A 24,158-nucleotide genomic window follows, 5' to 3' on the forward strand; every position below is an offset into this window, starting at 1 on the left:
ATCAGGCTTGCCGTAAATGGCAGGCCCCATAGCCCTTGGAGAGCCACACATGGCGATTATTGTAGATATTCGCGGTCGCGAAATTATGGACTCGCGCGGCAACCCCACCGTCGAAGCCGACGTTATTTTAGACAATGGCATGGTCGGTCGCGCCACTGCACCCAGCGGCGCCTCGACTGGTTCGCGTGAAGCGCTTGAACTGCGCGATGGCGATAAGTCGCGCTATCTCGGCAAAGGCGTGCTCAAGGCCGTGGCCAATATCAACGGCCCGATTCGCGAGTTATTGGTTGGCAAAAGTGTTTTCGGCCAATCTGAACTTGACCATGACATGATCGCGCTCGATGCCACCGAGACCAAATCATCGCTCGGTGCCAATGCGATTTTGGCGGTGTCACTGGCCATTGCTAAAGCTGCCGCGCAAGCGAAAGGCCAGCCGCTCTATGCCTATATTGCTGGCCTGCGCAAAAACACCCAGTTCACCATGCCGGTGCCGATGATGAACATCATCAATGGCGGCGAGCACGCCGATAACACCGTTGATATTCAAGAGTTTATGATTGAGCCGGTGGGCTTCACCAGCTTCGCCGAAGCACTGCGCTGCGGCGCGGAAATTTTCCATGCCCTCAAAGGTGTGTTGAAAAAGCGCGGCTTAAACACTGCCGTGGGCGATGAGGGCGGCTTTGCGCCGAACTTGAGCAGCAACGAGGAAGCGCTGAAAGTCATCGTCGAGGCCATTGGCATCGCGGGCTATAAAGCCGGCGAAAATGTCATGTTGGCGCTCGATTGTGCGGCTTCGGAGTTCTATCACGATGGCAACTACGTACTCGAAGGCGAGGGCAATAAATCGTTTACCTCGGCGGAGTTTGTCGACTATTTGGCCGGCCTGTGCGATCGCTATCCCATCATCTCGATTGAAGATGGTCTCGACGAGTCGGATTGGGCGGGCTGGAAAATCCTCACCGAGAAGCTCGGCCACCGCGTGCAGCTAGTTGGCGATGACTTGTTTGTCACCAACCCGGCCATTTTGCAAAAAGGCATCGACCAAGGCGTGGGCAACTCGATTCTCATCAAGTTCAACCAAATCGGCTCGCTGACTGAGACGCTCGATGCAATTTATCTCGCCAAAGCCAACGGCTACACCACGGTGATTTCACATCGCTCGGGCGAAACCGAAGATGCCACCATCGCCGATTTGGCCGTGGCCACCGGCGCCGGCCAGATCAAAACCGGCTCATTGTGCCGCTCTGATCGCGTCGCGAAATACAACCAGTTACTGCGAATTGAGCAGGAGCTCGACTACAGCGCACCGTATCGCGGTAAAGCCGAGTTCAAGGGTTTAGCGTAAGCCATGATTGCCACCACCAGTCTCAGCCGCTCGTTGCTATGGCTGGCCGTGGCTATTTTTGCCGTATTGCAGTTGAGCTTGTGGTTCGGTGAGGGCGGGATTTTCGATGTACATCGCCTAAAATCCGCCGTTGCTGAACAACAAGCCGAGAATTTGCGTTTGCGCCAGCGCAACGATGTGCTCGAGGCTGAAGTCAACGACCTCAAGACCGGTTATGCCGCGATTGAAGAGCGGGCACGGCTGGATTTAGGCATGATCAAAGACGACGAAACGTTCTATTTGGTGACCGGTAAAGCGCTGTCAGGTTCGGTGACGGCGCAAATGCCTTCCACGCCGATTACTGTTCATGGCCAACTTGCCACGCCTGCTTCTGCGCCAGCTGCCACGCCATCTGAGCAGACGCCATGAGCGCCTGCTTTGCGGTGCTGCCCGCTGCGGGTAGCGGCTCGCGCTTTGGTGCTCAGCACGCCAAGCAATACGCATTGCTCGATGGACAAACCGTGATGGCGCACACTGTGCAGCGACTGCTCAGTGTGCCTGAGATCACCGATATTGCTGTCGTGTTGGCGGCGCATGATCAGCTCGCCGAGCGTGTCATTGCCGGCCTGCCGGTTTGTCGCGTGATTGGCGGTGCTGAGCGCATGGATTCGGTGTTGGCCGGCCTGCTGGCGCTGACCGATGCGCATGATGATGATTGGGTATTGGTGCACGACATTGCTCGGCCGTTGGTGCGGCCCGATGACATTCGCCGATTGCTTACAGCCTGTGCCGACGACCCGGTTGGCGGACTACTGGCGCATGCCGTGCGCGATACCATCAAGCGGACTCAGCCGGTGGCGCAGGGGCAGGTCGCTGACTCGCGATGCGTGGCGCAGACCATCCCGCGTGATGAACTTATGCACGCCCTGACGCCTCAGCTGTTTCGCTACGGCCTGCTGCGTGATGCCTTGCTCGCCGCGCGTGCCGATGGCGTGGTGGTCACCGATGAAGCCGCCGCCATGGAGCGCCTTGGGCACTCACCGCGCCTGGTCACGGGTGCGCGCGATAACCTAAAAATCACCTATGCCGATGACCTCGCGCTCGCCGAGTTTTATCTGGCGCAGCAGCGCGCGCAAGGAGTTTGCCCATGAGTTCTCAGTTGCGCCCGCGCATTGGTCACGGTATCGATGTGCATCGGTTTGGCCCCGGCAGTGCAGTTGCGCTGGCCGGTGTCCGCATCGCACACACGCACGGCCTGATGGCCCACTCCGATGGTGATGTGGCTCTGCATGCGCTCGCCGATGCGCTGCTGGGCGCGCTGGCTTTGGGCGATATCGGCAAGCATTTTCCCGATACCGATGCCGCCTTTGCTGGGGCGGATAGCCGCGAGTTATTGCGCCGCGTGCTCGCGCTCATTCATGCGCGCGGCTATGTGGTGGGTAATGCCGACCTCACCATTATGGCCGAGCAGCCGAAGTTGCGACCGCATATCGATGCCATGCGCGCCGTGGTGGCCGCCGATTTGCAGGTGGCGATTGACGCGGTGAGCGTGAAGGCGACGACAACCGAGGAGCTCGGGTTTGTTGGCCGGCGCGAAGGCATCGAGGCGCATGCCGTGGTGATGCTGTGGCCGGCATGAGCGCGGCGAGTTCGTGAACACATCGGAGCTATCAAGCGAGATGGCCACGCGCCCGGTGCCGCTGCGTGGCGAATGCCCCTCGCCGTGGGGTGAGCCCTTGGCGCGCGCCCAATTAAAAGCCACCGCTGAAGACTTTTTAGTCACCGAAGTCATGGGTTTTGAACCCAGCGGCGAGGGTGAGCACCTGTGGTTGTGGGTGGAAAAGTGCGGCCTCAACACCGATGCCGTGGCCGCCGATATTGCCCAGCGTTTAGCACTGCCGCGCCATGCCGTGAGCTACTCGGGCATGAAAGATCGCCATGCCCGCACCCAGCAATGGTTTAGCGTGCATTGGCCCGCTGGTGCCGGTACGGCTCATGCTGGCGTATGGTCATTTGATGGCTGGCTGCCGGAGGCGGCCGCTGGTTATTGTGTGCTCAAACAGGCGCGTAGTAATCGTAAGCTCCGCCGCGGCGCGCATGCCGCGAATCACTTTGTCATCACCCTGCGCAATCTGGCGTTGCTCGGCAGCCGCGTTGCGCTCGATGAGCGGCTGGCGACCATCGCCGCGCACGGCGTGCCCAACTATATCGGCGAGCAACGCTTTGGTCATGGCGGCCGCAACATCGACCAAGGCTTAGCGCTGCTTGCCGATCGTCGTGCTGGCCGGCGTCGGCGCCGTGATCAGCGCGAGAGTATTTGGTTGTCGGCGCTACGTTCGGCGCTATTTAATCGGGTGCTGGCCGCGCGCGTGCGCGATGGTAGCTGGGCATCGTGCCGTACAGGTGATGTGCTGCAGCTCGATGGCCGCGGCAGTTTTTTTATCCCTACCGATGACGACGCGACTTGGCCCGAGCGCCTTCAGCAGGGCCTAGTGCATGCCACCGGCCCCTTGCCGGGCGCCGGTGAGCTGGCAGTGACCGAGGCTGTGGAGGCATTGGAGACTGAGGTGCTTGCACCCTGGCAATCCGTGATCGATGATCTGGCGCTGATCGGCGTGCCAGCCCAACGCCGCGCGCTGCGTTTGTGTGCCCCTGATTTATCCGCGCAATGGCTCAATGAGCAGACCTTGCGCCTGAGTTTTAGCTTGCCCTGCGGTGCATTTGCCACCGCATTATTGGCATCGAGTATTGCCCTTGAGGAGAGTCCGCATGCGCTTTTTGCTGAGTAAGCTAGTGTGGCGGCACGTTCGTTAGGCCATCGCGCCAGTGTTTGCCACCGAGTGCTGAATACGGCGTACGTTTTTTGCTTCTTGCTCGTAGGCGCTATGACGTACATCCCAAAGTTCGACCGCGTGCTGAATGTTTAGCCAGAACTCTGGGGTGTTACCCAGTGCGGCAGACAGCTTAATGGCTGCTGGCGCCGTCAGCGTGCCTTTATCATGCACAATTCGGCTTAGCGTGTTTCGATGTACGCCCATCGCCTCGGCTAGCGCGCTAATTTCTATACCCATCGGCTCCAGAAATTCGCTGACCAGCATTTGACCCACAGTGACTGGGCGACGTGTTGTATTTCTCATGGCTATCATCTCCTCTTGTCCTAGTATGTGTGCGGATCTAGGTAGGTGTCTTGGGCGACACCGTCTTCCCAGCGAAAAATCAGTCGATACTGTTTATTGACCCGGATAGAGCACCATTCAGACAAACTGCCTTGTAGGTGTTCAAAGCGATTACCGGGTGGCACCCTCAGGTCTGACTCATGGATCGCTGCATCTAAAATCTGAAGTTTTCTAAATAAAGCGCTTTCGATGTTGCTGGGTATCTTTTTGTGACTCTGGTCGTCTTCATAAAAGGCTTCTAGCCAAAGATCTCTAAACTCAATCGCCATATATTTGGTATCGCTTTTTTTTCATTCTATGCACTACGCTGTTGTGCGTCAAACGGAGTTGCTCTCGTGTCGCCGCTGTGAGGCAAGGTGTTTTGGTAGAGTTTCGTGTCTTGAGGCGCATGTAGGCTGGTGAGCAGTTATAATTGAACCTTGAGCTTCTGTTCGGTAGCAGCAATATCAAAAGCGGGTACTTAAGCGGGTATATGAATATGTCTTATAATTTAATAATTAACAAAAACAATGGGATGGCTTAAATATGCGCTTTTTGCTGAGTAATGACGATGGCGTGTTGGCCCCCGGCCTGCAGGCCATGGCCGATGCCTTAGCGAGCCTCGGCGAGGTCACAGTGGTCGCGCCCGATGGCGAGCGTAGCGCGTTTTCCAGCGCTCTCACGCTCGATCGACCCTTGCGCCCGCAGCGTCTGGCCAACGGTTTTATTGCCCTCAATGGCACGCCCGCCGACTGCATTCATATCGCGCTCAATGGCTTACTCGATTTCGAGCCTGACTTGATTGTCTCGGGCATCAATGCTGGCGCGAACTTGGGCGACGATGTGCTCTATTCGGGTACCGTGGCGGCCGCGTTGGAGGGGCGCTTCTTGGGCCATCCGGCCATGGCCGTGTCGTTGGCGAAACCCAAAATAGAGATACGCGGCATCGATGATTATCGTGCGGCAGCAGCTTATGCGGCCCAGCTCATTGCGAAATGGCCAGGCTTAGGTCTGCCACCGCGCTCACTGCTCAATGTCAATGTGCCCGGCGGCGAGCCCAGTGAGCACACCGGTTTTGCGGTTACGCGCTTGGGTCATCGCGCGCGCAGCCAAGATGTCATGAAGCTTGAAGACCCACGCGGCAATAGCGTGTATTGGATTGGCGCGCTCGGTGACCCGCTCGATAACGCGCCTGGCACCGATTTTTATGCGGTCTCCGAGGGTGCGGTGAGCATCACGCCGCTCGATCCCGACATGACTCATCGCGCCGCCATGACCACCTTAACATCGTGGATTAAGCAATTATGAGTGGCACGTTTGACCTCACCGGCTCCGGATTTACCTCGGCGCGCACGCGCGACCGCCTCATGGCTCGATTGATGACGCAGGGCATTAGCGATCCGCATGTGCTCGATGTGATGCGCCAAACTCCGCGCCATGTTTTCGTCGATGAGGCGCTCGCGCATCGTGCCTATGAAGATACGGCGCTGCCGATTGGCCACAGCCAAACGCTATCGCAGCCTTATATTGTCGCGCGCATGAGCGAAATTTTATTGGCCGCTGGGGCTCGCCAAAAAGTCTTGGAAATCGGTACCGGCTCAGGCTATCAGACCGCTGTGTTGGCGCAGTTGGTGGGCACGGTGCATTCCATTGAGCGCATCAAAGCTTTGCAAGATAAGGCCCGCGAGCGCCTGAAAGCCATGGGGCTCAATAATGTCCGGCTGCGCCACGCCGACGGCATGCAAGGCTGGCCGGGTGAGGGCGAGTACGACGGCATCATCGGCACGGCAGCGGCTTTGGGCGTGCCGCCGGCGTTGATTGATTTGCTGGCGATAGGCGGGCGCATGGTGTTGCCGGTGGGCGCCGGTCAGCGACAGTCCTTGGTGCTGGTGTGCAAAACCGCTGATGGTGTTAGCCAAGAAATTATTGAGCCGGTGCATTTTGTGCCGATGCTCGGTGGTGTAGTTGGCTAATCGGCATTTCTGGTGTATTCCGTGAGTGGGGCATAACACATTCCAATAGCGCCCCTGAGGGTGGCGTATGCAACAGCAGCAGGTGCAAGGCTTAGCGATTATTGCGTTGTTTGGTGGCTTTGCCGCCGTGGAGCTGTTGCGCCGGCGATTTTTTAGCCCGCATGCCACGCGCGAAGACAATCGCCTCGATCTAGTCATGGGTTTGTTACTGCCGCTGTTTATCGTGCCGGCGATTATTCTGTTGTGCAATTTACTGGGCCAATGGCTATTTCCCGATGCCCAAAACCAGCTCGCCGACTGGCCGATATGGCTGATGATCGTGGCGCTTTTGCTCTCCGATGACCTCACGCAATACTGGTGGCATCGCCTATCGCACACCTCATGGATGTGGCCGTTTCACCGCGCGCATCATGCCGCCGCCTATATGGGCGTGCGCGTGGTGTATCGCAATAACTTCTTCTATTACCTATTTATGCCGGGATTATGGGCCAGCGGTATTTGGCTCTACTTGGGCTTCGGCTGGGTCTACGTGAGCTATGCCATCGTGAAAATGGCGGTGATTATTGGCGCGCATTCGGAGGCGCGCTGGGATGAGAAGCTCTATGCCATTCCGGCGCTACGCCCGCTGATGTGGCTGCTGGAGCGCACCATCAGCACGCCGGCCACGCATTTTGCTCATCATGCGCTGTCGCAAAAAGACGGCATTGGCCATTACACCGGCAACTACGGCAACCTACTTTTTTTCTGGGATGTGCTGTTTGGTACCGCGCACATCACACGCCAATACCCACCGGCGTTTGGCCTGCCCGACGACATTCGCCACGGCAGCGAAAAATGGCAAGTGCAGGTTTTTTATCCACTGTTGAAGTCCTCGCGCGCGGAGACTGTGCTCAGCGGCACGCCAGTGCCACCGCCAGAGGCTTAATAGATGAACAAAATGTCATGGTGTGTCCATGCGCTGGTTGATGAGTGATCGATAAGGTAACTCTGTATTCAAACAGGAGTTCACCATGAAACACAGTAAATCTCTCATGGCCATCACGGCCTTGGCCACTGCACTAGCTGCGTGCGGCGGTGGCGGCGGTTCATCGTCATCCGGCACAGCATCCACGAGCGCTAGGTCTGAAGGCGTTATTTCTGGATTCGGCTCGGTTATTGTCGATGGTGAAAGCTATGGCACCACCGCAGCTGCCTACCTAGACGAATTTAATCAAGCCGTTGCGCGCAATGCACTGCGCATTGGTATGTCGGTCAGTGTCGATGGTCGTCGTAACGATGACGGAACTGGCGAAGCGAGCCGCGTGGAAGTGCGCCGACTATTGCGCGGCCCCATCACGGATTTGTCATCAGGCACGTTCAAGGTGCTAGGCCAGCCAGTCACCTTAAGCAGCGCCGCATTGACCTCACAAACTTTAGCCAATGGTCAGCTAGTTGAGATTTATGGCTTGCCCAGCAGCGATGGCATTTCGGCCAGTCGCGTCGATGTTGTCAACACGCTTAGCAGCTACAGCACCTACGGTCGGATCACCGCAGTCGATGCGACTGCTGTGACAATGGGCGGCCTAATGATCAAATTGCCGATCAATTCACCAGCCATTGCGGTCGGTGATTGGATTTATGCCAAATGTGCGCCAGCCAGTCAGGCGTGCTTGGATGGCTCAGCTTTGAACGCCACCCAAGTGCGCTTGGCGAATTTGCGTGATCGCATCGACAGTGCCCAGCGCGTGAAAATTAAGGGTGTGATTGACTCCGCCAGCTTGCCAAATGAACTGGTGATTCAAGGCTTAGCTATTGATATCAGTCGCGCGACCTTGGGTGAGTCTGATGGCGATGAGTCCAACCAAAATGGCTTTGCTTGGCAGCCGAAAGTAGGTGACTTTGTTGAAGTGAAAGGCAGTTACCAAAATGGTCGCTTTGTTGCTTCCCGTGTTGAGCAAGAAGGCTATCGTGAGGTAAGCAATTTGCGTACCGCGGGTGTACGTTACAGCACGGAGCTATACGGTGTTGTCTCTGCTGCTACTAATTGCCCGAGCGCTGCCGATTATCAAGTGCAATCGGTGTGTGTCGATGATCAAGCGCCATCGGCCAATCCCGCTATTGGTAGCTATGTGGAAGTGAAGGGTAACATGCAGGCCGATAACCTGTTGCGTGCCAATAAAGTCGAGGCCAAGCGCGTCAGCGATGGCACCCATAGCAGCTATGAGGAAAAAGGCACTGTTTCGTCGCTAAACACAGTCGATAAAACCTTTACGCTAAACAACAGCGTACTGGTCAATTACGCCTCAGCTCGTGTGCAAGGCGATCTGACTAATGGCGTGTTTGTCGAAGTTAAAGGCAGCTACCAAAATGGCCAATTAGTTGCCACGAAAGTGGAACGTGAAAACGACTAAGGCTGTCACTAAACCCATTATCGGCGCCTGCTATCGGCGTAGTTGATTGAGCCAGCACCACAGCATGGCCGAGCAATTGTTTGCTGGCCTTGCCGTGGTGCAGTCTTCATATTGGTATTAGCGGACCGTTATGTTATCGCGATGCGTTGGTGCAAGCAGTGCCAGAATGTCTGTTTGCATAGCAAATGGCGTCTTAGCTGCGTTCAGGCTATCGACCAATACTTCGACTAGCGCATTAAAGTGAGCCTTTGTAATTGTCATGCCAGCATGTGATGACTTCATATCGCGTCCGGAGTTCTGGCAAGGGCCGCCGGGTGCCTAGCAAACCTGTTCGGTTAATAAGCCCGCCAAGCGATCAGCATTGGTGTGTTTAAATTGCTCATCGATGCATTGATCTTGTTTTAGACGCGCGACAAAGTCGTCCATGACTGTGCGAATTGCTTCTTTGCCGCCAATCTGGCTGTAGAGCGTCTCGGATTCTTCGGCGCTAGCTGCGATGGGATTGATTGCTAGACCAGTGGTTAATAATGCTGCAAAAAATATATTTTTTCATGAAAGTTTTCTTCAGAAAGCAAGTTGGGCAGAGACGTAAAAACCGGTTTGATCGCGACCCTCAGTGGTTGCCGGCATGATACGGCCAAAGTCCACATAAGCTGCCGTGACGGATAGATTTTTGCTTGGCGCCAAGCGATAAAATATCTTTCCAACTATCCGCCGCTAGCCCATTACCATTGGCAGTGGGTAGTCGAAGACTGTCCGGCATATGTCGGTACTCAACGCCGACAGCAAGATCGCTGCGAATGAGCTTGGCAACTGAGAACTCTGGCATCAGTTCATAATCGTCGTTGGCATTTCCGCCAAAGCCGAGAAAGCCATTTTGGTTAGCTTTGGTGCCACGCACAGTGGCGTTTACTAGTAGACTGGGCTTTAAGAAGAGCTTGGTGGCGGACACATAGAGGTCTGTGTCGCTTTGTTTTGCGCCAACAATGGTTTGCTTTAAATCAAGCCCTTGCGGCCCAATCAGTGTTCGCCCAGTTATCCCGGTATCGAGGGTTTGATGCGCCAATGAAAGCTCGACGCGTTCGTGCCAGCCAACCATGACACTGGCCGTTTCAATACGATAGTCCTCGGTGTGTCCGTATGATAAATTTGCAGCGAAACCTAGCTCTTTCTAGGTCGCTTGCGTGCCAATCATGGCCCAAGGCGTAATGCCACCCACTGCGGCGCCCTCGGCACTACTAATGCCGTCAGTCAGCACCAGTTTGCCCATGCTGGCAAACGCTGATGGCGTGAAGTCCGCCGATAGACCGACGAGTCCGAGTGCTATGGCTTGACAGTGCTTTTTCATAAATCGCCTATCTTAGTGAGAAGTCTTATTCGCTAAGGTAGTGATTGAGCAACGTGTTGAGATCTGCCATTCGGCATTCTGAGTTATCGGTCATCTGGCTGATATCTGCGAGGTCTAAAATGGTGCCCCAGAGACGATTCGAACGTCCGACCTGCCCCTTAGGAGGGGGCTGCTCTATCCAGCTGAGCTACTGAGGCGTGGGGGTTAGTTTAGCTGATACCCCACGTAAGATCAGCCGCCGAGATCATTTAAGCAGTCTTTGTCGAGCGCTTCATCGGCCATCCAGACACGTACTTTTTCGAGGGCATCGAGTTGGATTTGACGGACACGCTCGCGGGTTACGCCAATTTCTGCGGCGATGCATTCGAGTGTTTCAAATCGATACCCATTGAGCGCAAAGCGTCGAAAGATGATGTGTTGCTCGCGTGGGGCTAGGCGGCCAATAAATCGCAGTATTGCCGCCTGCAGGTCGTCTTTCAGCGAGCGCTGCTCGGGGCTGTCTTGATCGCCGTCTGCAAGCTCGGTTGTGTGCGGATCATCACCAATGACGACAACGCTGCTGGCTGAGTCTTGCCAGGGCAAGAGCTCGCGTACTTCATCGGGGCTACGTCCGATTTGTTCTGCTACCTCCGTGGGTTTTGCATCGCGGCCATAGCGCTGGCGTAGCTCGCGTTTAGCGCGCAAGCATTGATTTAGGCGCTTGCCCATGTGAATCGGCAGGCGCACCACGCGCGCTTGATCCATGATGCCGCGCTCAATGTATTGGCGAATCCACCACACGGCATAGGTTGAGAAGCGAAAGCCCAAGCCGGCGTCAAACTTGGCTACCGCGCGAATGAGGCCAATATTGCCCTCTTCAATCAGGTCCTCAAGCGCCATGCTGCTGCGTTGATACTGCTTGGCGATGCGCAATACCAAGCGCAAGTTGCAGACGATCATGCGGTCACGCGCACAGTCATCACCGCCTTGCGCCGCATCACATAAGCGTTGCTCTTCATCGGCGGTGAGCAGTGGGTAGTTACGTACCTCATTGAGGTAGTAGTGAATAACACTTTGATCGGGGTATGACTGAGGGTGCATGTGGCATTCCTTGCGATGGTACGGCCATCTAGGCCAGCAAGAAAAATTAAGCAAAAGCGCTATCTAAATGCCAGATAGTTCACGCGAATTGGCGATGAGCGGCAGTTGCAGGGGATGAGTAACCAGACCCAACAGCTGTCATATTAATGTTGGTTTTTCGCAGGCGTTATTTCGCCAATAAGCGCTGCAAAATGCCCTCATAGAGATCGGTGAGCGTGTCGAGATCGGCGGCACTCACGCATTCATTGACCTGATGAATGGTGCGGTTGATCGGCCCCAACTCCAGCACTTGCGCGCCGGTGGGGGCAATAAAGCGGCCATCGGATGTGCCGCCTGTGGTGAGCAGTGCCGGCGTGCGGCCGGTGTGCGCGGAGATGCTCGCCACGGCGGCATCGACCAAGGCGCCGGCAGCGGTGAGAAATGGCTGGCCGCTCAAGCGCCACGCCAGCTCATAGCGCAGGCCATGTTTGTTGAGGATGGCCTCGGTGCGCTCGCGCAACACGGTCTCAGTCAGCTCGGTGGAGAAGCGAAAGTTAAACACCACCTCGACTTGGCCGGGGATGACGTTATTGGCACCGGTGCCGGCGTTGATATTGGAAATTTGAAAGCTGGTGGCGGGGAAAAATTCATTGCCTTCATCCCAGCGTTCGGCAGCGAGTTCGGCAAGCGCCGGTGCCACGCGATGAATGGGGTTGTCGGCTAAATGTGGGTAGGCCACATGGCCTTGTTTGCCGAGTACGCTGAGCACGCCGCCGAGCGAGCCGCGACGGCCGTTTTTGATGACATCGCCAATGGCGTCGGTGCTCGACGGCTCGCCGACCAAGCACCAGGTGATTTTTTCGCCGCGCGCTTCCAGCGTCTCCACCACGCGCACGGTGCCATCGACGGCGATGCCTTCTTCGTCGCTGGTGATCAAAAATGCGATGCTGCCCTGATGGTCCGGATGCGCGGCGACAAAGCGTTCGCAGGCCACCACCATGGCCGCCAACGAGCCTTTCATGTCGGCCGCGCCACGGCCCGTGAGCACGCCATCATTGATGCGTGGTTCAAAGGGCGGCACCGCCCATTGTTCGGGCGGGCCGGGTGGCACCACATCGGTGTGGCCGGCAAAAGCAAACACCGGAGAGCAAGTGCCGCGTCGCGCCCAGAAATTATCGACCTCGCCAAAGCGCAGGCGCTCCACGACAAAACCGATGGCCTCTAGCCGGGCAATCATCAGGTCTTGGCAGTCGGCATCGAACGGAGTCACCGAGGGCTCGCGGATAAGCGCGAGGGTGAGTTCGAGTGTGGGCGATAGCGGGTTGGCGGCGGTCATCAAATTCTCATCTTAACGGTTTGGATTTATGGGCATTTCGCGGCACACTGTGCGCACAAAAACCACAACATTGCCGCAGTTTAGCGATCTTGCTGCAGCGCGTCATGCCAACAATGCCCCGACAGGGCGCTGGCGGGCTGTTCAGCGAGGCCTATCGCGGCAATAATTACGCCTTTGGCCAACGAGCCCGCATTGCCTATGAACATCTCCTCTCGTGTATCCGTCGCCTTTGCGCTGAGCTGCGCGGCTGTCTTAACGGCTTGTAGCCCGAAGCCCGCCACGCCCAGCACCACGCCCGATGGCAAGCGCATTATCGTCATTGGTCATGCCGCGCCGCTGACCGGCACGCAGGCGCATATTGGCAAAGACAACGAAAATGGCGTGCGCTTGGCCATTGCCGACCTCAACGCCAAAGGCTTTAAAATCGGCGATGCGCCAGTGCATTTCGAACTCGACTCGCAAGATGACCAAGCCGACCCGCGCATGGCCACCACCGTGGCGCAAAAGTTTGTCGATGATGGCGTGCAAGCGGTCATTGGTCATTTGAACTCGGGCACCACCATGCCGGCCTCACGCGTTTACAACAGCGCTGGCATTGTTGAGATTTCACCCTCAGCGACCACGCCGCGCTACACCCAGCAGGGCTTCAAAAACGCCTTCCGCGTGATGGCCAATGACATTCAGCAAGGTCGCGTGCTCGGCGAGTTTGCTGTCGACGACTTAGGCGCTAAGCAAATTGCCATCATTGATGACCGCACGGCCTATGGCCAAGGTCTGGCCGATGAGTTCGAGAAAGCCGCCAAGGCCGCCGGCGGCAAGATCATTGTGCGCGAATACACCAGCGACAAGGCCTCCGACTTCACGGCTATTTTGACGAAAATCAAAGGCGAAAAACCCGACCTGCTGTTTTTCGGCGGCATGGATGGTCAGGGCGCGCCCATGGCCAAGCAGATGCAAGCGTTGGGTTTAAAAACGCAGCTACTCGGCGGCGATGGCATCCACACCGCCGAGTTTATGAAGCTCGCCGCGCAAGCCGCCGATGGCGTGGTGGCCTCGCTGCCGGGACGACCTTTGGAGACGCTGGCAAACGGCCCAGCGTTTAAGCAGCGCTTTGAGACGCAGTACGGCAAGATCCAGCTTTACGCGCCGTATTCCTATGACGCCATGATGATCCTCGCGCAGGCCATGCAGCGTGCCGGCAGCACAGAGCCGGCGAAGGTCCAGCAAGAGTTGGCGAAAACCGACTACAACGGCGTCACCTCGCGCATTCGTTTCGATGCCAAAGGCGACCTCGCGCAAGGCGCCATCACTGTCTATCGCGCGCAAGACGGGCAGTGGCAGGTGCTGAAAACCATCGAGTCGCAATAAGCTATGGATGTATTGCCTCAGCAGCTGCTCAATGGCCTGATTTTAGGCAGTATTTATGCGCTGATCGCGCTCGGCTACACCCTCGTCTACGGCATTTTGGGACTGATCAATTTCGCCCATGGCGAGGTCGTGATGATCGGCGCCATGGTCACTATCAGTGCCTTGAGCTGGCTGCTCGGCATGCACTTGCCGCTATCGCCAGTCATGTTGGTGGCGTTTAGTTTGCTCATGGCCATTCCGGTATGCGCCTTGCTGGGCATGGGTATTGAGCGTTTTGCCTACCGCCCGTTGCGTGGCGCGCCGCGTTTGGCGCCGCTGATCACCGCCATCGGTGTGTCCATCGTGCTGCAAAATGTCGCCATGATGATCTGGGGCCGCCAATACATTCCGTTTCCCGCGATCCTGCCTAGCGAACCCATCCACATCGGTTCGGCGACATTTTTGCCGGTGCAGGGCGTCATCATTGTGCTGTCAGCGGTGCTGATGGGCGCGCTCTTACTCCTCGTGCATCGCACCAAACTTGGCCGTGCCATGCGCGCCGCCGCACAATCACCCTCGGTCGCGCGGCTGATGGGCGTCTCCGTTGATCGCGTTGTCGCCAGCGCCTTTGTCATCGGCTCGGTATTAGCGGCGGTCGCCGGGGTCATGGTTAGCGCCAATTATGGCCAAGCGCATGCCTATATGGGCTTTATGCTAGGCCTCAAAGCCTTCTCAGCGGCCGTGCTTGGCGGCATTGGCAACCTCGCTGGCGCCGTCGTTGGCGGGCTGTTATTAGGCATTATTGAGAGTCTGGGCGCTGGCTATATTGGCGACCTAACCGGCGGCTTTTTGGGCAGCCAATACCAAGATGTCTTTGCCTTTTTGGTGCTGATTATCGTCTTGGTCTTTCGGCCCTCCGGGCTGCTCGGCGAACGCTCGGCAGATCGCCCATGAGCGGGGTTAAGCCGCGTGGCTTGAGCCGACTCTCACCGGCCATCATGGCACTGGCCACTGGTCGCGCGCGCTGGCTTTTGCTGGCTTTGCTCGTTAGCGCGCCATTTTGGACTGGCGCGCTGCTGGGGTCGTATTGGGTGCGCATCCTCGACTATTGCTTGCTCTACGCGATCTTGGCACTTGGGCTCAATATCGTCGTGGGGTATGCCGGCCTGCTCGATCTCGGTTTTATCGCGTTTTATGCCGTGGGCGCCTATGTGTTTGCGCTGCTGGCCTCGCCGCATTGGGATTTGCACTGGACGCCTTGGCTGGTATTGCCCTTGGCGGCGGCGGTGGCGGCGTTTGTCGGCGCCATGCTCGGCGCACCGACTTTGCGCCTGCGCGGTGACTATTTGGCGATTGTGACCTTAGGCTTTGGCGAAATTGTCCGGCTCTTTATGAACAACCTCGACCGGCCAATCAACATCACCAATGGCCCGCAAGGCATTAGCGGCATTGACCCCTTGAGTATTGGCAGTTGGCGTTTCGATCAAGGTTTGGAGCTTGGCGTCGTCAATTTGGTCAGTGCGCAGCTGTATTTTTATGTGCTGCTGGTGTTGGTGGTGGCTGCGGTGGTGGCGTGTCGGCGTTTGGAAAATTCGCGCATTGGGCGAGCTTGGGTGGCCATTCGTGAGGATGAAGTGGCGGCTACGGCCATGGGCATTAACACGCGCAATATGAAGCTCTTGGCGTTTGCCATGGGCGCGAGTTTCGGTGGCATCGGTGGCGGGCTATTTGCCTCGTTTCAGGGCTTTGTTAGCCCTGAGAGCTTCACGCTGATGGAGTCGGTGATGGTGCTCTGCATGGTCGTGCTCGGTGGCATGGGGCATATCCCCGGCGTGCTGCTCGGCGCATTTTTGCTGACTATTACGCCGGAGATTTTGCGCGAGGTCATCAGCCCGTTGCAGCAGGCGGCGTTTGGGCATCAAGTCGTGGATCCGGAAAATTTGCGCATGTTGCTGTTTGGTCTGTCGATGATTTTGGTCATGCTCTACCGTCCGGGTGGGCTCTGGCCATCAGCGCGCCGAGCCAAGGAGCTGGAGCATGACTGAGCTTTTGCAGCTGCGGGGTATTAGCAAGCGCTTTGGCGGTGTGCAGGCACTCAAGGGCATGGATTTGTGTATCCCGGAGGGCACGATTTATGGCGTGATTGGCCCCAACGGTGCCGGTAAAACCACGCTGTTTAACATCATCACCGGCATGTATCACGCCGATACCGGCTCGCGCTTATTAGCCGGTGAGCCGCTACCGCTGACACTCAAGCCCTATGCCATTGTTGAGCGTGGTATTGCGCGGACTTTTCAAAATATTCGCCTGTTTCATTTCATGAGTGCGCTGGAAAATATCATGGTTGGCTGTCACCGCCACGCGCGCGCTGGGCTGTTTGCCACGCTGCTCAATACCCGCGCCGCCCGTGCCGAGGAAGCCAGCATTCGCGCCCGTGCCTATGAATTGCTCGACTATGTGGGCCTGCCGCGCAGCGCCGCCTTGCGTCTGGCCAATGAGCTGTCTTATGGCGATCAGCGGCGCTTAGAAATTGCCCGTGCGCTGGCGACGCGGCCACGGCTATTAGCGCTCGATGAGCCTGCTGCTGGCATGAACCCTACCGAGACCGAGGCGCTGCGGTCTTTGCTCACACGTATTCGCAACGATGGCATCACCGTGGTGCTCATTGAGCATGATGTGAAGCTGATGATGAGTCTGTGCGACCGCCTAGCGGTACTCGATTTTGGGGAGCTGATCGCCGAGGGCGAGCCCGCGGCTATTCGTCAAGATCCGCGTGTCATCCAAGCGTATTTAGGCGGTGAGGCATGAGCCTGCTCAGCGTGCGCGATCTCACGGTGCATTACGGCGGCATTGAAGCGGTGCGTGGCATCAGCCTTGATGTGCAGGCCGGCGAGCTGGTCTCGCTGATCGGTGCCAATGGTGCTGGCAAAACCTCGACCATGGGCGCGCTTGGCGGCCTCTTAAAAGCCGGTGGCAGCCTGACGTACGACGGCGTGAATCTGGCACGCCTGCCGGCGCATGAGCGCGTTGGTCGCGGGCTGGCCTTGGTGCCGGAGGGGCGGGGCATCTTCGCCAAGCTCACGGTCCTAGAAAACTTACAAATGGGTGCCTACTGCCGCAATGATCGCGGCCAAATAGCACGCGATTTAGCCGATCAGCTTGCGCAGTTTCCGCGCCTAGCGGAGCGTCGTGGTCAGTTGGCCGGTACGCTGTCGGGTGGTGAGCAGCAAATGTTGGCGATAGCGCGCGCGCTGATGAGCCGGCCGAAATTGCTATTGCTCGATGAGCCCTCGATGGGCTTAGCACCGATCTTAGTTGAGCAAATATTCACGCTGATTCAGCGCATTGCCAGTGAAGGTGTGGCGGTGCTGTTGGTTGAGCAAAATGCTCGGCAGGCACTGGAGATCGCGCAGCGTGCCTATGTCATGGAGTCGGGGCTAATCACGCTCAGTGGCGAGGCGAAAGCGCTTGCTGCCGACCCGCGGGTGCGGGCGGCGTATTTGGGGCATTGAGCGGAGGCGCTCTGGGTGGTGCTTGAGTGACTCTAACTACTGCGCAGTAGAATTACTGATGTCAAAATCGAGCGTAGCCACTTGGGTTTTGTCGAGTCTGACCTGAGTATTCAGCGCGATGGCATCGTAGTAGCGGCGCACCTGTTGCACATAATGCAGGCCTTGGCCGACATCGGGTACGGCGCGCCCTTGGCGACGATTATCGGCGGCGAGTTGGCGTAAATTTCGTGACACATCGAGCCAGCTATTGGCATCGCCACCATTGCGCTCGGTAAGTTTACGTGCGCGCAAGATGTGCGCCGGCCCCATATTGTAGGAGGCGAGCGCCATCCATGTGCGGTCTGGCTCGGCGATACTATCGGGCATGCGATCATGGATGTATTTGAAATAAGCGCTGCCACCGCGAATACTTTGGCCGGCATGCTCGCGGTTTTTCACCCCCATCATTGAGGCCGTGCCTTGCGTGAGCATCATCAGGCCGCGCACGCCGGTGGGCGATACGGCATTGGGATTCCATTTTGACTCTTGATACGCGATGGCCGCCAGTAAGCGCCAGTCAACATCGGTGGTGTTGCTCTCGCGTTCAAATAGCGATTGGTAGCGCGGCAGACGGTTGGCAATATCGCGGCTGAAATGCTTCGCGCCATAGCTGTCAAAGACGTTACCGTTGCTATAAAACTCGGCGAGGCGTTGCAGCGTGCCGTCGGCCTGTTTGCGCGCCAAAAAGTCTTGCGCGGCTTGATACAGGCTGTGATCGGCCGATTTCATAAAGACCCATGAAACCGCATCGGTACGTTCTAGAGATAAGCTATCGCGCAGGGTTGGGAAGAGTGGCCGAAACGCATCGAATTCGCGCGAGTTCATGGCCACAAAATCCACGCGGCCTTCGTCGAGCAAGCCTAATAAATCGAGGCTTTTACCCTGACGAATCTCAATAATTTTGACGTTATCAACCTCGCGCACAGAGTCTTTTAAGTGCTGCGCCTCGGTGCTGCCAGCCACCACTCCGACCACTTTGCCAGCTAAATCTTGGATATCTTTAGGCCGCCGTTGGCCGCTGCGTTGCACGAGCTGCTGTTGGACCTCAAGGACGGGATTGCTGACGCGCAAACGCTCAAGGCGTGGGTCTTCAGCGGTGATGCCGGTGAGCGCCAGTTGCGCCTGATTGCGACGAATGGCTTGCAGCACGCGATGCGGTGAGGCGACCGGGTCAACAACCAGCTTCACGCCCAGCTCATTGGCAAATTGTTGTGCAAGCTCAAACTGCAAGCCGTGCGTATGGCCATCTTGCTGAAAGAAAGTGCTTGGGCTGGTTACGCCAACCAAGTGCAATTCGCCACTGCTACGCACCACATCGAGTGCATTTTGCAGCGGCTGCAGCGCCAATGTGCTGACCGCCAGTGTGCCCGCAACGGCCACTTTCACGTGCTGTCTGTTAATGCGTTTAAGCATTTTTAGGGCTTGGCGATGCGGGCTAAGACGCTTGGGTGGGCGCTTTATGGCCATGTGGCACCTCGTCATTTCTTCGCTTTGTTGGCCTAAGTCTAGGCTTCGCGAGTATTAGCGTCCAATGTCATCCGATGAACATCGCTAGATTGTCAGACAGCTCAGCGGAGAGACCAGTCCTAACAGGCTGCGCTAAAATGATCATCAGCCATCCGTCGGCGGCTGTTTTTCGCTACACTATGCACCACCTATTTTTCCTGTCTGGCACGCGAGATCTCCCTATGCTGCTTCTGCCTGGCGCTTCAGCGCTCACCGCCTTCCGTCAACAGCGTTTGTTGCAGACTCTGCGCGCCATGCAGCCGAGTATTTCTGCGGTTTCCGCGCGCTATTTACACATTGCCGATACCGCCTTAAGCACGGCGCCTGAGGCCCTGCAGGCCCTCCTGCATTATGGCGATGACTACGCTGGCGATGAGCAGGGCCGTGTGGCCGTGGTGGTGCCGCGTCCGGGCACGATTTCGCCGTGGTCGTCGAAAGCCACCGACATTGCGCACAACACCGGCCTCAATGAAGTGCGCCGCATCGAGCGTGCCACCGTGTATTGGCTGGCCGGCGCTGAGGCCTTGAGTGACGACGATTGGCAGCAAGTCACCGCTTTGCTGCACGACCGCATGACCGAAGCCGTGCTGGAGTCACCGACCGATACCGCCGTCTTGTTTCGCCAAGAAGCCCCGCGTGAGTTAGCGGCGATCGATATTTTAAGCGGTGGTCGTGAAGCCCTCGTCGAGGCCAACCAACGCCAGGGCTTCGCGCTCAGCGACGACGAGGTCGATTACCTCGTCGATAATTTCACGCGCCTCGGCCGCAATCCGCACGACATCGAGCTGATGATGTTTGCGCAAGCCAACTCCGAGCATTGCCGCCATAAAATTTTCAATGCCAGCTGGGTGATCGATGGCAAGCCGGCCTCGCACTCGCTATTTGGCATGATCAAAAACACCTATGCCAACCACAGCGTCGATATTTTATCGGCCTATCACGACAATGCCGCGGTGATTGCCGGCAGCGAGGCTGAGCGTTTTTATCGCCTCGGTGGCGGCCCGGCTTATGGCTTTAATCACGAGCCCGTGCACATCCTCATGAAGGTGGAAACGCATAATCACCCGACCGCGATTGCGCCATTTGCCGGTGCCGCAACGGGCTCTGGCGGTGAAATTCGCGATGAAGGCGCGACGGGTCGTGGCGGCAAACCGAAGGCTGGCCTCACCGGCTTTACGGTATCTAACTTAAATATCCCGGGCTTTGTGCAGCCGTGGGAGATGCCCTACGGCAAGCCCGATCGCATTGTTACCGCGCGCGAGATCATGCTGCAAGGCCCGCTCGGCGGCGCCGCGTTTAATAACGAATTTGGTCGTCCGGCACTTTGCGGCTATTTCCGCAGCTTCGAATTGCGCGTCAATGGCGTCAATGGCTCCGAAGTCGTGGGCTATCACAAGCCCATCATGATTGCTGGCGGCTACGGCAATATCCGCGCTGACCATGTGCAGAAAAATCCGATTGAGCCCGGCGATCTGCTAATTGTGCTCGGCGGGCCAGCCTTGCTCATTGGTCTTGGTGGTGGCGCGGCGTCGTCGATGGCCAGCGGTGCCAGCGCCGAGCGCCTTGATTTTGCCTCGGTGCAGCGCGACAACCCGGAAATGGAGCGCCGCGCGCAGGAGGTCATTGATGCCTGCTGGAGCTTGGGTGAAGCCAACCCCATTGTCTCGGTGCACGATGTTGGCGCGGGCGGTCTGTCCAATGCCATGCCGGAATTGGTCAATGACCATGAGCTCGGTGCTACGCTCAACCTGCGTGCCATCCCCAGTCTGGAGCCGGGCATGGCGCCGGTGGAAATTTGGTGCAATGAGGCGCAGGAGCGCTATGTATTGGCCATTCGCCCGAGCAGCTTAGGCCTGTTTACTGAGCTCTGTGAGCGCGAGCGCGCCTTGTTTGCTGTGCTCGGCGAAGCCCAAGAAGTGCGACATTTACGCGTCGAAGACCCGCATTTTGGCAATGCCCCGGTGGATATGCCGATGTCGGTATTGCTCGGCAAAACGCCAAAAATGCAACGCAGCTTTGCGCGCCAAGCGCTCACCCAAACCGCGCTGAACCTGCGTGATGTCACGGTGCTGGAAGCGGCTAAGCGCGTGCTGCAGTTACCTGCGGTAGCGTCTAAACAGTTCCTTATCACCATTGGTGACCGCTCCATTACGGGCCTTGTGGCGCGCGAGCAAATGGTCGGCCCATGGCAAGTGCCTGTCGCCGATGTCGCTGTCACCGCCACCGGCTTCAATGCCTATACCGGCGAGGCCATGGCCATGGGTGAACGCACACCCGTGGCCGTGCTCAATGCCGCCGCCTCAGCGCGTTTGGCGGTGGGCGAGACCATCACCAATATGGCGGCTTCACGCATCGCCAAGCTCTCCGATATTAAGCTGTCGGCAAACTGGATGGCCGCTGCTGGCGCCGGCAAAGAAGATGAAAATCTCTATGACGCCGTCTACGCGGTCGGCATGGAGCTGTGTCCAGCGCTGAATTTAACCATTCCGGTGGGCAAAGATTCGATGTCTATGCGCACGGTCTGGCACGATGGCGACGAGGCGAAAGCCGTGACCTCGCCGCTGTCGTTGGTGGTCACCGGTTTTGCGCCGGTCACCGATATCCGCGCCACACTCACGCCCGAATTGCGTCGCGACATCGATGATAGCGTGCTGATGCTCATCGATCTTGGCCGTGGCCATAACCGCCTCGGCGGCTCAGCATTAGCGCAGGTCTATGGCCAAATCGGCACCACGCCGGCCGATGTCGATGACCCGCAGCTCTTGCAAGCTTTCTTCGATGGCATTCAAGCGCTCAACACCGCAGGTACCTTGCTGGCCTATCACGACCGTAGCGACGGCGGGCTCTGGGCCACGCTTGCGGAGATGAGCTTCGCTGCCCGCGTTGGCGTCAGTGTTGCGCTCGATGCCATCGCCGATAGCGAGGCCGACGTACTCGCGGCGCTGTTTAGCGAAGAGTTAGGCGCTGTTGTGCAAGTGCGCGCGGCTGATGTCGCGGCGGTGAAAGCGGCCTTTGCCGATACGCCGCTCGCCGGTCATGTGCATGCCATTGGCGAGCTCAATGCCCGCGAAGAATTACGCGTGTCGCTGAACGGCGAGCCGTGCCTGAGCCTGCCGCGCGCGCAAGCCCAGCAGCTCTGGGCCGAGACCAGCTATCGCATGCAAGCCCTGCGTGATAACGCTGATTGCGCCGACGAAGAGTTTCAGGCGCTGGCCGAGCCGGCCCCCGGCTTAATGGCCACGTTAAGCTTCGACATCAACGACGACATTGCCGCGCCGTTTATTGCCCGTGGCGTGCGTCCGCGCGTGGCGATCTTGCGCGAGCAGGGCGTCAATGGTCAGGTGGAAATGGCCGCCGCCTTTCATCGCGCCGGCTTCAACGCCATCGATGTGCACATGAGCGATCTCATCAGCCGTCGTGTCTCGCTGACAGACTTCGTGGGCCTCGTGGCTTGTGGCGGCTTCTCCTACGGCGATGTGCTCGGCGCTGGTGGTGGTTGGGCAAAATCCATCCTCTTCACCAACCATGTGCGCGATGACTTCGCGGCGTTTTTCGCACGCCCCGACACCTTCAGCTTAGGCGTGTGCAACGGTTGCCAAATGCTCTCGCAATTACAAGCGCTGATCCCCGGTGCTGAGCTGTGGCCGACCTTTGCCCGCAACCGCAGCGAAGTTTTTGAGGCGCGTACCTGCTTGGTGGAGGTGCCGAAGTCGCCGTCGTTATTTTTGGCCGAAATGGCCGGCTCCATCATGCCCATCGCGGTGGCGCATGGCGAAGGCCGCGCGCATCACGACGCCAGCATCTTGGCCGCGCTCGGCGACAGTGACTTGGTCGCGCTCGGCTGGGTCGATGGCCATGGCCGCCGCACCCAGCAATACCCATTGAACCCGAATGGCTCGCCGCAGGGCATCGCCGGCGTGACCAGCCGCGATGGCCGCGCCACCATCATGATGCCGCACCCCGAGCGCGTGTTCCGCACCGTGCAGCACAGCTGGCATCCGCGCGAATGGCAAGAAGACGGCCCGTGGATGCGCATGTTCCGCAATGCTCGGCGCTTTGTCGGATAGCCCGCGCGCCGGCGCTTGTGAGCTGCGTTGCGCCGGCGAATGCGAGTAGACTCAGGCCCATGATCTATGTGCAGACAGTGAGCCTAAGTAATGACTGAGCGTACGGACGCGCCGATTTTGTTGCGCTTGGCTTATCAGGCCATGCTCAAAGCCGGCCTGCCAGTGGAGGCGATTTTGGCGCAGGCCAAAGTGTCGCCGAACTGGCTCGATGTCGAGTCGCCGGAGCGCACGCCATTTGCCGGTCAAACCATGTTTTGGCGCGCGCTTGAGGAGGTCACAGGCGACCCGCACATCGGCCTGCATATTGGTGAAAACCTGCCGGTCTATCGCGGTCAGGTGCTCGAATACTTAATTTCATCGAGCCCGACGTTTGGCGAAGGCCTGCAGCGCGCCTTGGCCTATCAGCGTCTGCTCAGCGATGCCATTACCTCGCGCTTAGTCATCGATGGCGAGCACTGCTATCTCGCCGATCTCGCCGATGCCACCGGCATGCGGCATTTTGCCGAAGCCCTGGTGATGGGCGTGATTCGCTTTTTTGGCTCGCTCACCGATGGCCATTTCCAGCCGCTCGCCGTGCATTTCACCCATGTCGAAGGCGCGCCACCCGCCGAATACGTGCGCGTCTATGGCTGCCCGGTGACGCTCGGCTGCACGGAAAACCGTATTTATTTCGATGCTCGCGTGCTCGATCATCAGGTCTGGCATGCCGAACCGAGCTTGCTGCGTTTGCACGAAAAAATGGCCAATGAAAAACTCGCTGAGCTGGAGCGCTTGGACTTAGTCGAGGCCGCCAAGCGCGCCATCGGCGAGATGCTGGAATCGGGCGAGACCACGCTGGAGGCGGTGGCGCAGCGCATCGGCATGCCGGCACGGCGCCTGCGCACCGAGCTCGAAGAGGCGGGCACAAGTTTTAATCATGTGCTCGCGGATTATCGCTCGCGGTTGGCGCGGCGCTTATTGGCGCGTACCGATGAGAGCATTGAACAGATTGTCTACCTCACCGGCTTTGCTGAGCCGAGTACGTTTTATCGGGCGTTTAAGCGCTGGACAAATGAAACGCCGATTGAATATCGCAAGCGTAAGCAGGCGGCTGGGTAAGTCA

The 24,158-nt window shown here is 57.9% G+C and carries 23 protein-coding genes, 1 tRNA gene and 1 pseudogene; 16 read left to right on the forward strand and 9 right to left on the reverse strand.

The annotated features are described in order from the left end of the window. Positions 1 to 49 precede the first annotated feature (49 nt). The 5 genes from eno to truD are packed head-to-tail and all read left to right on the forward strand — an operon-like array spanning position 50 to position 4,113. Entirely contained in the window at positions 50 to 1,345 is a 1,296-nt protein-coding gene (eno, locus tag DFR26_RS06855; protein ID WP_116208232.1) for a phosphopyruvate hydratase, read from the forward strand. Between the two features lie 3 nt (positions 1,346 to 1,348). After that, a complete protein-coding gene (ftsB, locus tag DFR26_RS06860; protein WP_116208233.1) occupies positions 1,349 to 1,753 on the forward strand; it encodes a cell division protein FtsB in 405 nt (134 codons plus the stop codon). Further along, the gene (gene ispD, locus DFR26_RS06865) at positions 1,750 to 2,475 is read left to right on the forward strand and encodes a 2-C-methyl-D-erythritol 4-phosphate cytidylyltransferase (RefSeq protein WP_116208234.1); all 726 of its coding nucleotides are present in this window, start codon (positions 1,750 to 1,752) and stop codon (positions 2,473 to 2,475) included. Before ftsB ends, ispD begins: the two co-directional genes overlap by 4 nt. Further along, a complete protein-coding gene (gene ispF, locus DFR26_RS06870; RefSeq protein WP_116208235.1) occupies positions 2,472 to 2,963 on the forward strand; it encodes a 2-C-methyl-D-erythritol 2,4-cyclodiphosphate synthase in 492 nt (163 codons plus the stop codon). The genes ispD and ispF overlap by 4 nt, the downstream gene beginning before the upstream one ends. A gap of 40 nt (positions 2,964 to 3,003) precedes the next feature. Further along, positions 3,004 to 4,113 carry a tRNA pseudouridine(13) synthase TruD gene (truD, locus tag DFR26_RS06875; RefSeq protein WP_116208236.1) on the forward strand — a complete coding sequence of 370 codons (1,110 nt, stop codon included), beginning with the start codon at positions 3,004 to 3,006 and terminating at the stop codon, positions 4,111 to 4,113. A gap of 21 nt (positions 4,114 to 4,134) precedes the next feature. Here truD and DFR26_RS06880 read toward each other — a convergent pair whose 3' ends face one another. Continuing rightward, positions 4,135 to 4,461 (reverse strand): HigA family addiction module antitoxin, encoded by a 327-nt coding sequence (locus tag DFR26_RS06880; RefSeq protein ID WP_116208237.1) that lies wholly within the window; start codon positions 4,459 to 4,461, stop codon positions 4,135 to 4,137. A 20-nt stretch (positions 4,462 to 4,481) separates the two neighbouring features. Further along, positions 4,482 to 4,769 carry a type II toxin-antitoxin system RelE/ParE family toxin gene (locus DFR26_RS11345; protein WP_116208238.1) on the reverse strand — a complete coding sequence of 96 codons (288 nt, stop codon included), beginning with the start codon at positions 4,767 to 4,769 and terminating at the stop codon, positions 4,482 to 4,484. A 256-nt stretch (positions 4,770 to 5,025) separates the two neighbouring features. On the opposite strand from DFR26_RS11345, the gene surE reads away from it, so the two are divergent. The 4 genes from surE to DFR26_RS06905 all read left to right on the forward strand — a co-directional run bounded on the left by surE (position 5,026) and on the right by DFR26_RS06905 (position 8,842). Continuing rightward, the gene (gene surE / locus DFR26_RS06890; RefSeq protein ID WP_116208239.1) at positions 5,026 to 5,787 is read left to right on the forward strand and encodes a 5'/3'-nucleotidase SurE; all 762 of its coding nucleotides are present in this window, start codon (positions 5,026 to 5,028) and stop codon (positions 5,785 to 5,787) included. Continuing rightward, positions 5,784 to 6,452 (forward strand): protein-L-isoaspartate(D-aspartate) O-methyltransferase, encoded by a 669-nt coding sequence (locus DFR26_RS06895; protein WP_116208240.1) that lies wholly within the window; start codon positions 5,784 to 5,786, stop codon positions 6,450 to 6,452. Before surE ends, DFR26_RS06895 begins: the two co-directional genes overlap by 4 nt. Positions 6,453 to 6,519: 67 nt before the next feature. Beyond that, the gene (locus tag DFR26_RS06900; RefSeq protein WP_116208241.1) at positions 6,520 to 7,377 is read left to right on the forward strand and encodes a sterol desaturase family protein; all 858 of its coding nucleotides are present in this window, start codon (positions 6,520 to 6,522) and stop codon (positions 7,375 to 7,377) included. Between the two features lie 85 nt (positions 7,378 to 7,462). Then, positions 7,463 to 8,842: a DUF5666 domain-containing protein gene (locus tag DFR26_RS06905; protein WP_147300279.1), complete on the forward strand. Its 1,380-nt coding sequence runs from the start codon at positions 7,463 to 7,465 to the stop codon at positions 8,840 to 8,842. Positions 8,843 to 9,406: 564 nt separating this feature from the next. Here DFR26_RS06905 and DFR26_RS06915 read toward each other — a convergent pair. From DFR26_RS06915 to DFR26_RS11275, 6 genes and pseudogenes are all read right to left on the reverse strand, one after another. After that, positions 9,407 to 9,959, reverse strand: a pseudogene (locus tag DFR26_RS06915) (DUF3034 family protein). A gap of 54 nt (positions 9,960 to 10,013) precedes the next feature. Beyond that, positions 10,014 to 10,190, reverse strand: coding sequence for a DUF3034 family protein (locus tag DFR26_RS11145; RefSeq protein WP_220375735.1), 177 nt, complete (start codon positions 10,188 to 10,190; stop codon positions 10,014 to 10,016). A gap of 120 nt (positions 10,191 to 10,310) precedes the next feature. Beyond that, positions 10,311 to 10,387: transfer RNA gene (locus tag DFR26_RS06920), tRNA-Arg, on the reverse strand. Positions 10,388 to 10,421: 34 nt separating this feature from the next. Continuing rightward, complete coding sequence (locus DFR26_RS06925; protein WP_116208243.1) at positions 10,422 to 11,270, reverse strand: sigma-70 family RNA polymerase sigma factor; 849 nt, start codon at positions 11,268 to 11,270, stop codon at positions 10,422 to 10,424. A gap of 166 nt (positions 11,271 to 11,436) precedes the next feature. Further along, positions 11,437 to 12,585: a succinyl-diaminopimelate desuccinylase gene (gene dapE, locus DFR26_RS06930; protein ID WP_116208244.1), complete on the reverse strand. Its 1,149-nt coding sequence runs from the start codon at positions 12,583 to 12,585 to the stop codon at positions 11,437 to 11,439. Between the two features lie 80 nt (positions 12,586 to 12,665). Next, complete coding sequence (locus DFR26_RS11275) at positions 12,666 to 12,791, reverse strand: hypothetical protein (RefSeq protein ID WP_281269884.1); 126 nt, start codon at positions 12,789 to 12,791, stop codon at positions 12,666 to 12,668. On the opposite strand from DFR26_RS11275, the gene DFR26_RS06935 reads away from it, so the two are divergent. The 5 genes from DFR26_RS06935 to DFR26_RS06955 are packed head-to-tail and all read left to right on the forward strand — an operon-like array spanning position 12,784 to position 17,444. Then, positions 12,784 to 13,953, forward strand: coding sequence for a branched-chain amino acid ABC transporter substrate-binding protein (locus tag DFR26_RS06935; RefSeq protein ID WP_116208245.1), 1,170 nt, complete (start codon positions 12,784 to 12,786; stop codon positions 13,951 to 13,953). The two genes, DFR26_RS11275 and DFR26_RS06935, sit on opposite strands and share 8 nt — an antisense overlap. A 3-nt stretch (positions 13,954 to 13,956) precedes the next feature. Next, a complete protein-coding gene (locus DFR26_RS06940) occupies positions 13,957 to 14,886 on the forward strand; it encodes a branched-chain amino acid ABC transporter permease (RefSeq protein WP_116208246.1) in 930 nt (309 codons plus the stop codon). After that, the gene (locus DFR26_RS06945; protein ID WP_245953038.1) at positions 14,883 to 15,977 is read left to right on the forward strand and encodes a branched-chain amino acid ABC transporter permease; all 1,095 of its coding nucleotides are present in this window, start codon (positions 14,883 to 14,885) and stop codon (positions 15,975 to 15,977) included. Before DFR26_RS06940 ends, DFR26_RS06945 begins: the two co-directional genes overlap by 4 nt. After that, positions 15,970 to 16,740: an ABC transporter ATP-binding protein gene (locus DFR26_RS06950; protein WP_116208247.1), complete on the forward strand. Its 771-nt coding sequence runs from the start codon at positions 15,970 to 15,972 to the stop codon at positions 16,738 to 16,740. The genes DFR26_RS06945 and DFR26_RS06950 overlap by 8 nt, the downstream gene beginning before the upstream one ends. Next, positions 16,737 to 17,444: an ABC transporter ATP-binding protein gene (locus DFR26_RS06955; RefSeq protein ID WP_116208248.1), complete on the forward strand. Its 708-nt coding sequence runs from the start codon at positions 16,737 to 16,739 to the stop codon at positions 17,442 to 17,444. Before DFR26_RS06950 ends, DFR26_RS06955 begins: the two co-directional genes overlap by 4 nt. 36 nt (positions 17,445 to 17,480) lie before the next feature. On the opposite strand, the gene mltF is transcribed toward DFR26_RS06955, so the two are convergent. Beyond that, positions 17,481 to 18,950, reverse strand: a complete 1,470-nt coding sequence (mltF, locus tag DFR26_RS06960; RefSeq protein WP_181899012.1) for a membrane-bound lytic murein transglycosylase MltF — start codon at positions 18,948 to 18,950, stop codon at positions 17,481 to 17,483. Positions 18,951 to 19,171: 221 nt separating this feature from the next. Here mltF and purL point away from each other — a divergent pair, with 221 nt between their 5' ends. Together purL and DFR26_RS06970 are read left to right on the forward strand one after the other, a co-directional pair. Continuing rightward, positions 19,172 to 23,056, forward strand: coding sequence for a phosphoribosylformylglycinamidine synthase (gene purL, locus DFR26_RS06965; RefSeq protein ID WP_116208568.1), 3,885 nt, complete (start codon positions 19,172 to 19,174; stop codon positions 23,054 to 23,056). Between the two features lie 90 nt (positions 23,057 to 23,146). Further along, positions 23,147 to 24,154 carry an AraC family transcriptional regulator gene (locus DFR26_RS06970; RefSeq protein ID WP_116208250.1) on the forward strand — a complete coding sequence of 336 codons (1,008 nt, stop codon included), beginning with the start codon at positions 23,147 to 23,149 and terminating at the stop codon, positions 24,152 to 24,154. Positions 24,155 to 24,158: the final 4 nt, after the last annotated feature.

Source organism: Paraperlucidibaca baekdonensis (assembly GCF_003387535.1).
Lineage (GTDB): Bacteria > Pseudomonadota > Gammaproteobacteria > Pseudomonadales > Moraxellaceae > Perlucidibaca > Perlucidibaca baekdonensis.

Bases quoted from the DNA above. Each gene is read 5' to 3' on its own strand.
- DFR26_RS06955 (WP_116208248.1), top strand. From the start codon at position 16,737: ATGAGCCTGCTCAGCGTGCGCGATCTCACGGTGCATTACGGCGGCATT.
- surE (WP_116208239.1), top strand. From the start codon at position 5,026: ATGCGCTTTTTGCTGAGTAATGACGATGGCGTGTTGGCCCCCGGCCTG.
- DFR26_RS06900 (WP_116208241.1), top strand. From the start codon at position 6,520: ATGCAACAGCAGCAGGTGCAAGGCTTAGCGATTATTGCGTTGTTTGGT.
- DFR26_RS06935 (WP_116208245.1), top strand. From the start codon at position 12,784: ATGAACATCTCCTCTCGTGTATCCGTCGCCTTTGCGCTGAGCTGCGCG.
- DFR26_RS11145 (WP_220375735.1), bottom strand. From the start codon at position 10,190: ATGAAAAAGCACTGTCAAGCCATAGCACTCGGACTCGTCGGTCTATCG.
- DFR26_RS06905 (WP_147300279.1), top strand. From the start codon at position 7,463: ATGAAACACAGTAAATCTCTCATGGCCATCACGGCCTTGGCCACTGCA.
- DFR26_RS06950 (WP_116208247.1), top strand. From the start codon at position 15,970: ATGACTGAGCTTTTGCAGCTGCGGGGTATTAGCAAGCGCTTTGGCGGT.
- eno (WP_116208232.1), top strand. From the start codon at position 50: ATGGCGATTATTGTAGATATTCGCGGTCGCGAAATTATGGACTCGCGC.
- ftsB (WP_116208233.1), top strand. From the start codon at position 1,349: ATGATTGCCACCACCAGTCTCAGCCGCTCGTTGCTATGGCTGGCCGTG.
- dapE (WP_116208244.1), bottom strand. From the start codon at position 12,585: ATGACCGCCGCCAACCCGCTATCGCCCACACTCGAACTCACCCTCGCG.
- mltF (WP_181899012.1), bottom strand. From the start codon at position 18,950: ATGGCCATAAAGCGCCCACCCAAGCGTCTTAGCCCGCATCGCCAAGCC.
- DFR26_RS11275 (WP_281269884.1), bottom strand. From the start codon at position 12,791: ATGTTCATAGGCAATGCGGGCTCGTTGGCCAAAGGCGTAATTATTGCC.
- purL (WP_116208568.1), top strand. From the start codon at position 19,172: ATGCTGCTTCTGCCTGGCGCTTCAGCGCTCACCGCCTTCCGTCAACAG.
- DFR26_RS06895 (WP_116208240.1), top strand. From the start codon at position 5,784: ATGAGTGGCACGTTTGACCTCACCGGCTCCGGATTTACCTCGGCGCGC.
- DFR26_RS11345 (WP_116208238.1), bottom strand. From the start codon at position 4,769: ATGGCGATTGAGTTTAGAGATCTTTGGCTAGAAGCCTTTTATGAAGAC.
- ispF (WP_116208235.1), top strand. From the start codon at position 2,472: ATGAGTTCTCAGTTGCGCCCGCGCATTGGTCACGGTATCGATGTGCAT.
- DFR26_RS06925 (WP_116208243.1), bottom strand. From the start codon at position 11,270: ATGCACCCTCAGTCATACCCCGATCAAAGTGTTATTCACTACTACCTC.
- DFR26_RS06970 (WP_116208250.1), top strand. From the start codon at position 23,147: ATGACTGAGCGTACGGACGCGCCGATTTTGTTGCGCTTGGCTTATCAG.
- DFR26_RS06940 (WP_116208246.1), top strand. From the start codon at position 13,957: ATGGATGTATTGCCTCAGCAGCTGCTCAATGGCCTGATTTTAGGCAGT.
- DFR26_RS06945 (WP_245953038.1), top strand. From the start codon at position 14,883: ATGAGCGGGGTTAAGCCGCGTGGCTTGAGCCGACTCTCACCGGCCATC.
- DFR26_RS06880 (WP_116208237.1), bottom strand. From the start codon at position 4,461: ATGAGAAATACAACACGTCGCCCAGTCACTGTGGGTCAAATGCTGGTC.
- ispD (WP_116208234.1), top strand. From the start codon at position 1,750: ATGAGCGCCTGCTTTGCGGTGCTGCCCGCTGCGGGTAGCGGCTCGCGC.
- truD (WP_116208236.1), top strand. From the start codon at position 3,004: ATGGCCACGCGCCCGGTGCCGCTGCGTGGCGAATGCCCCTCGCCGTGG.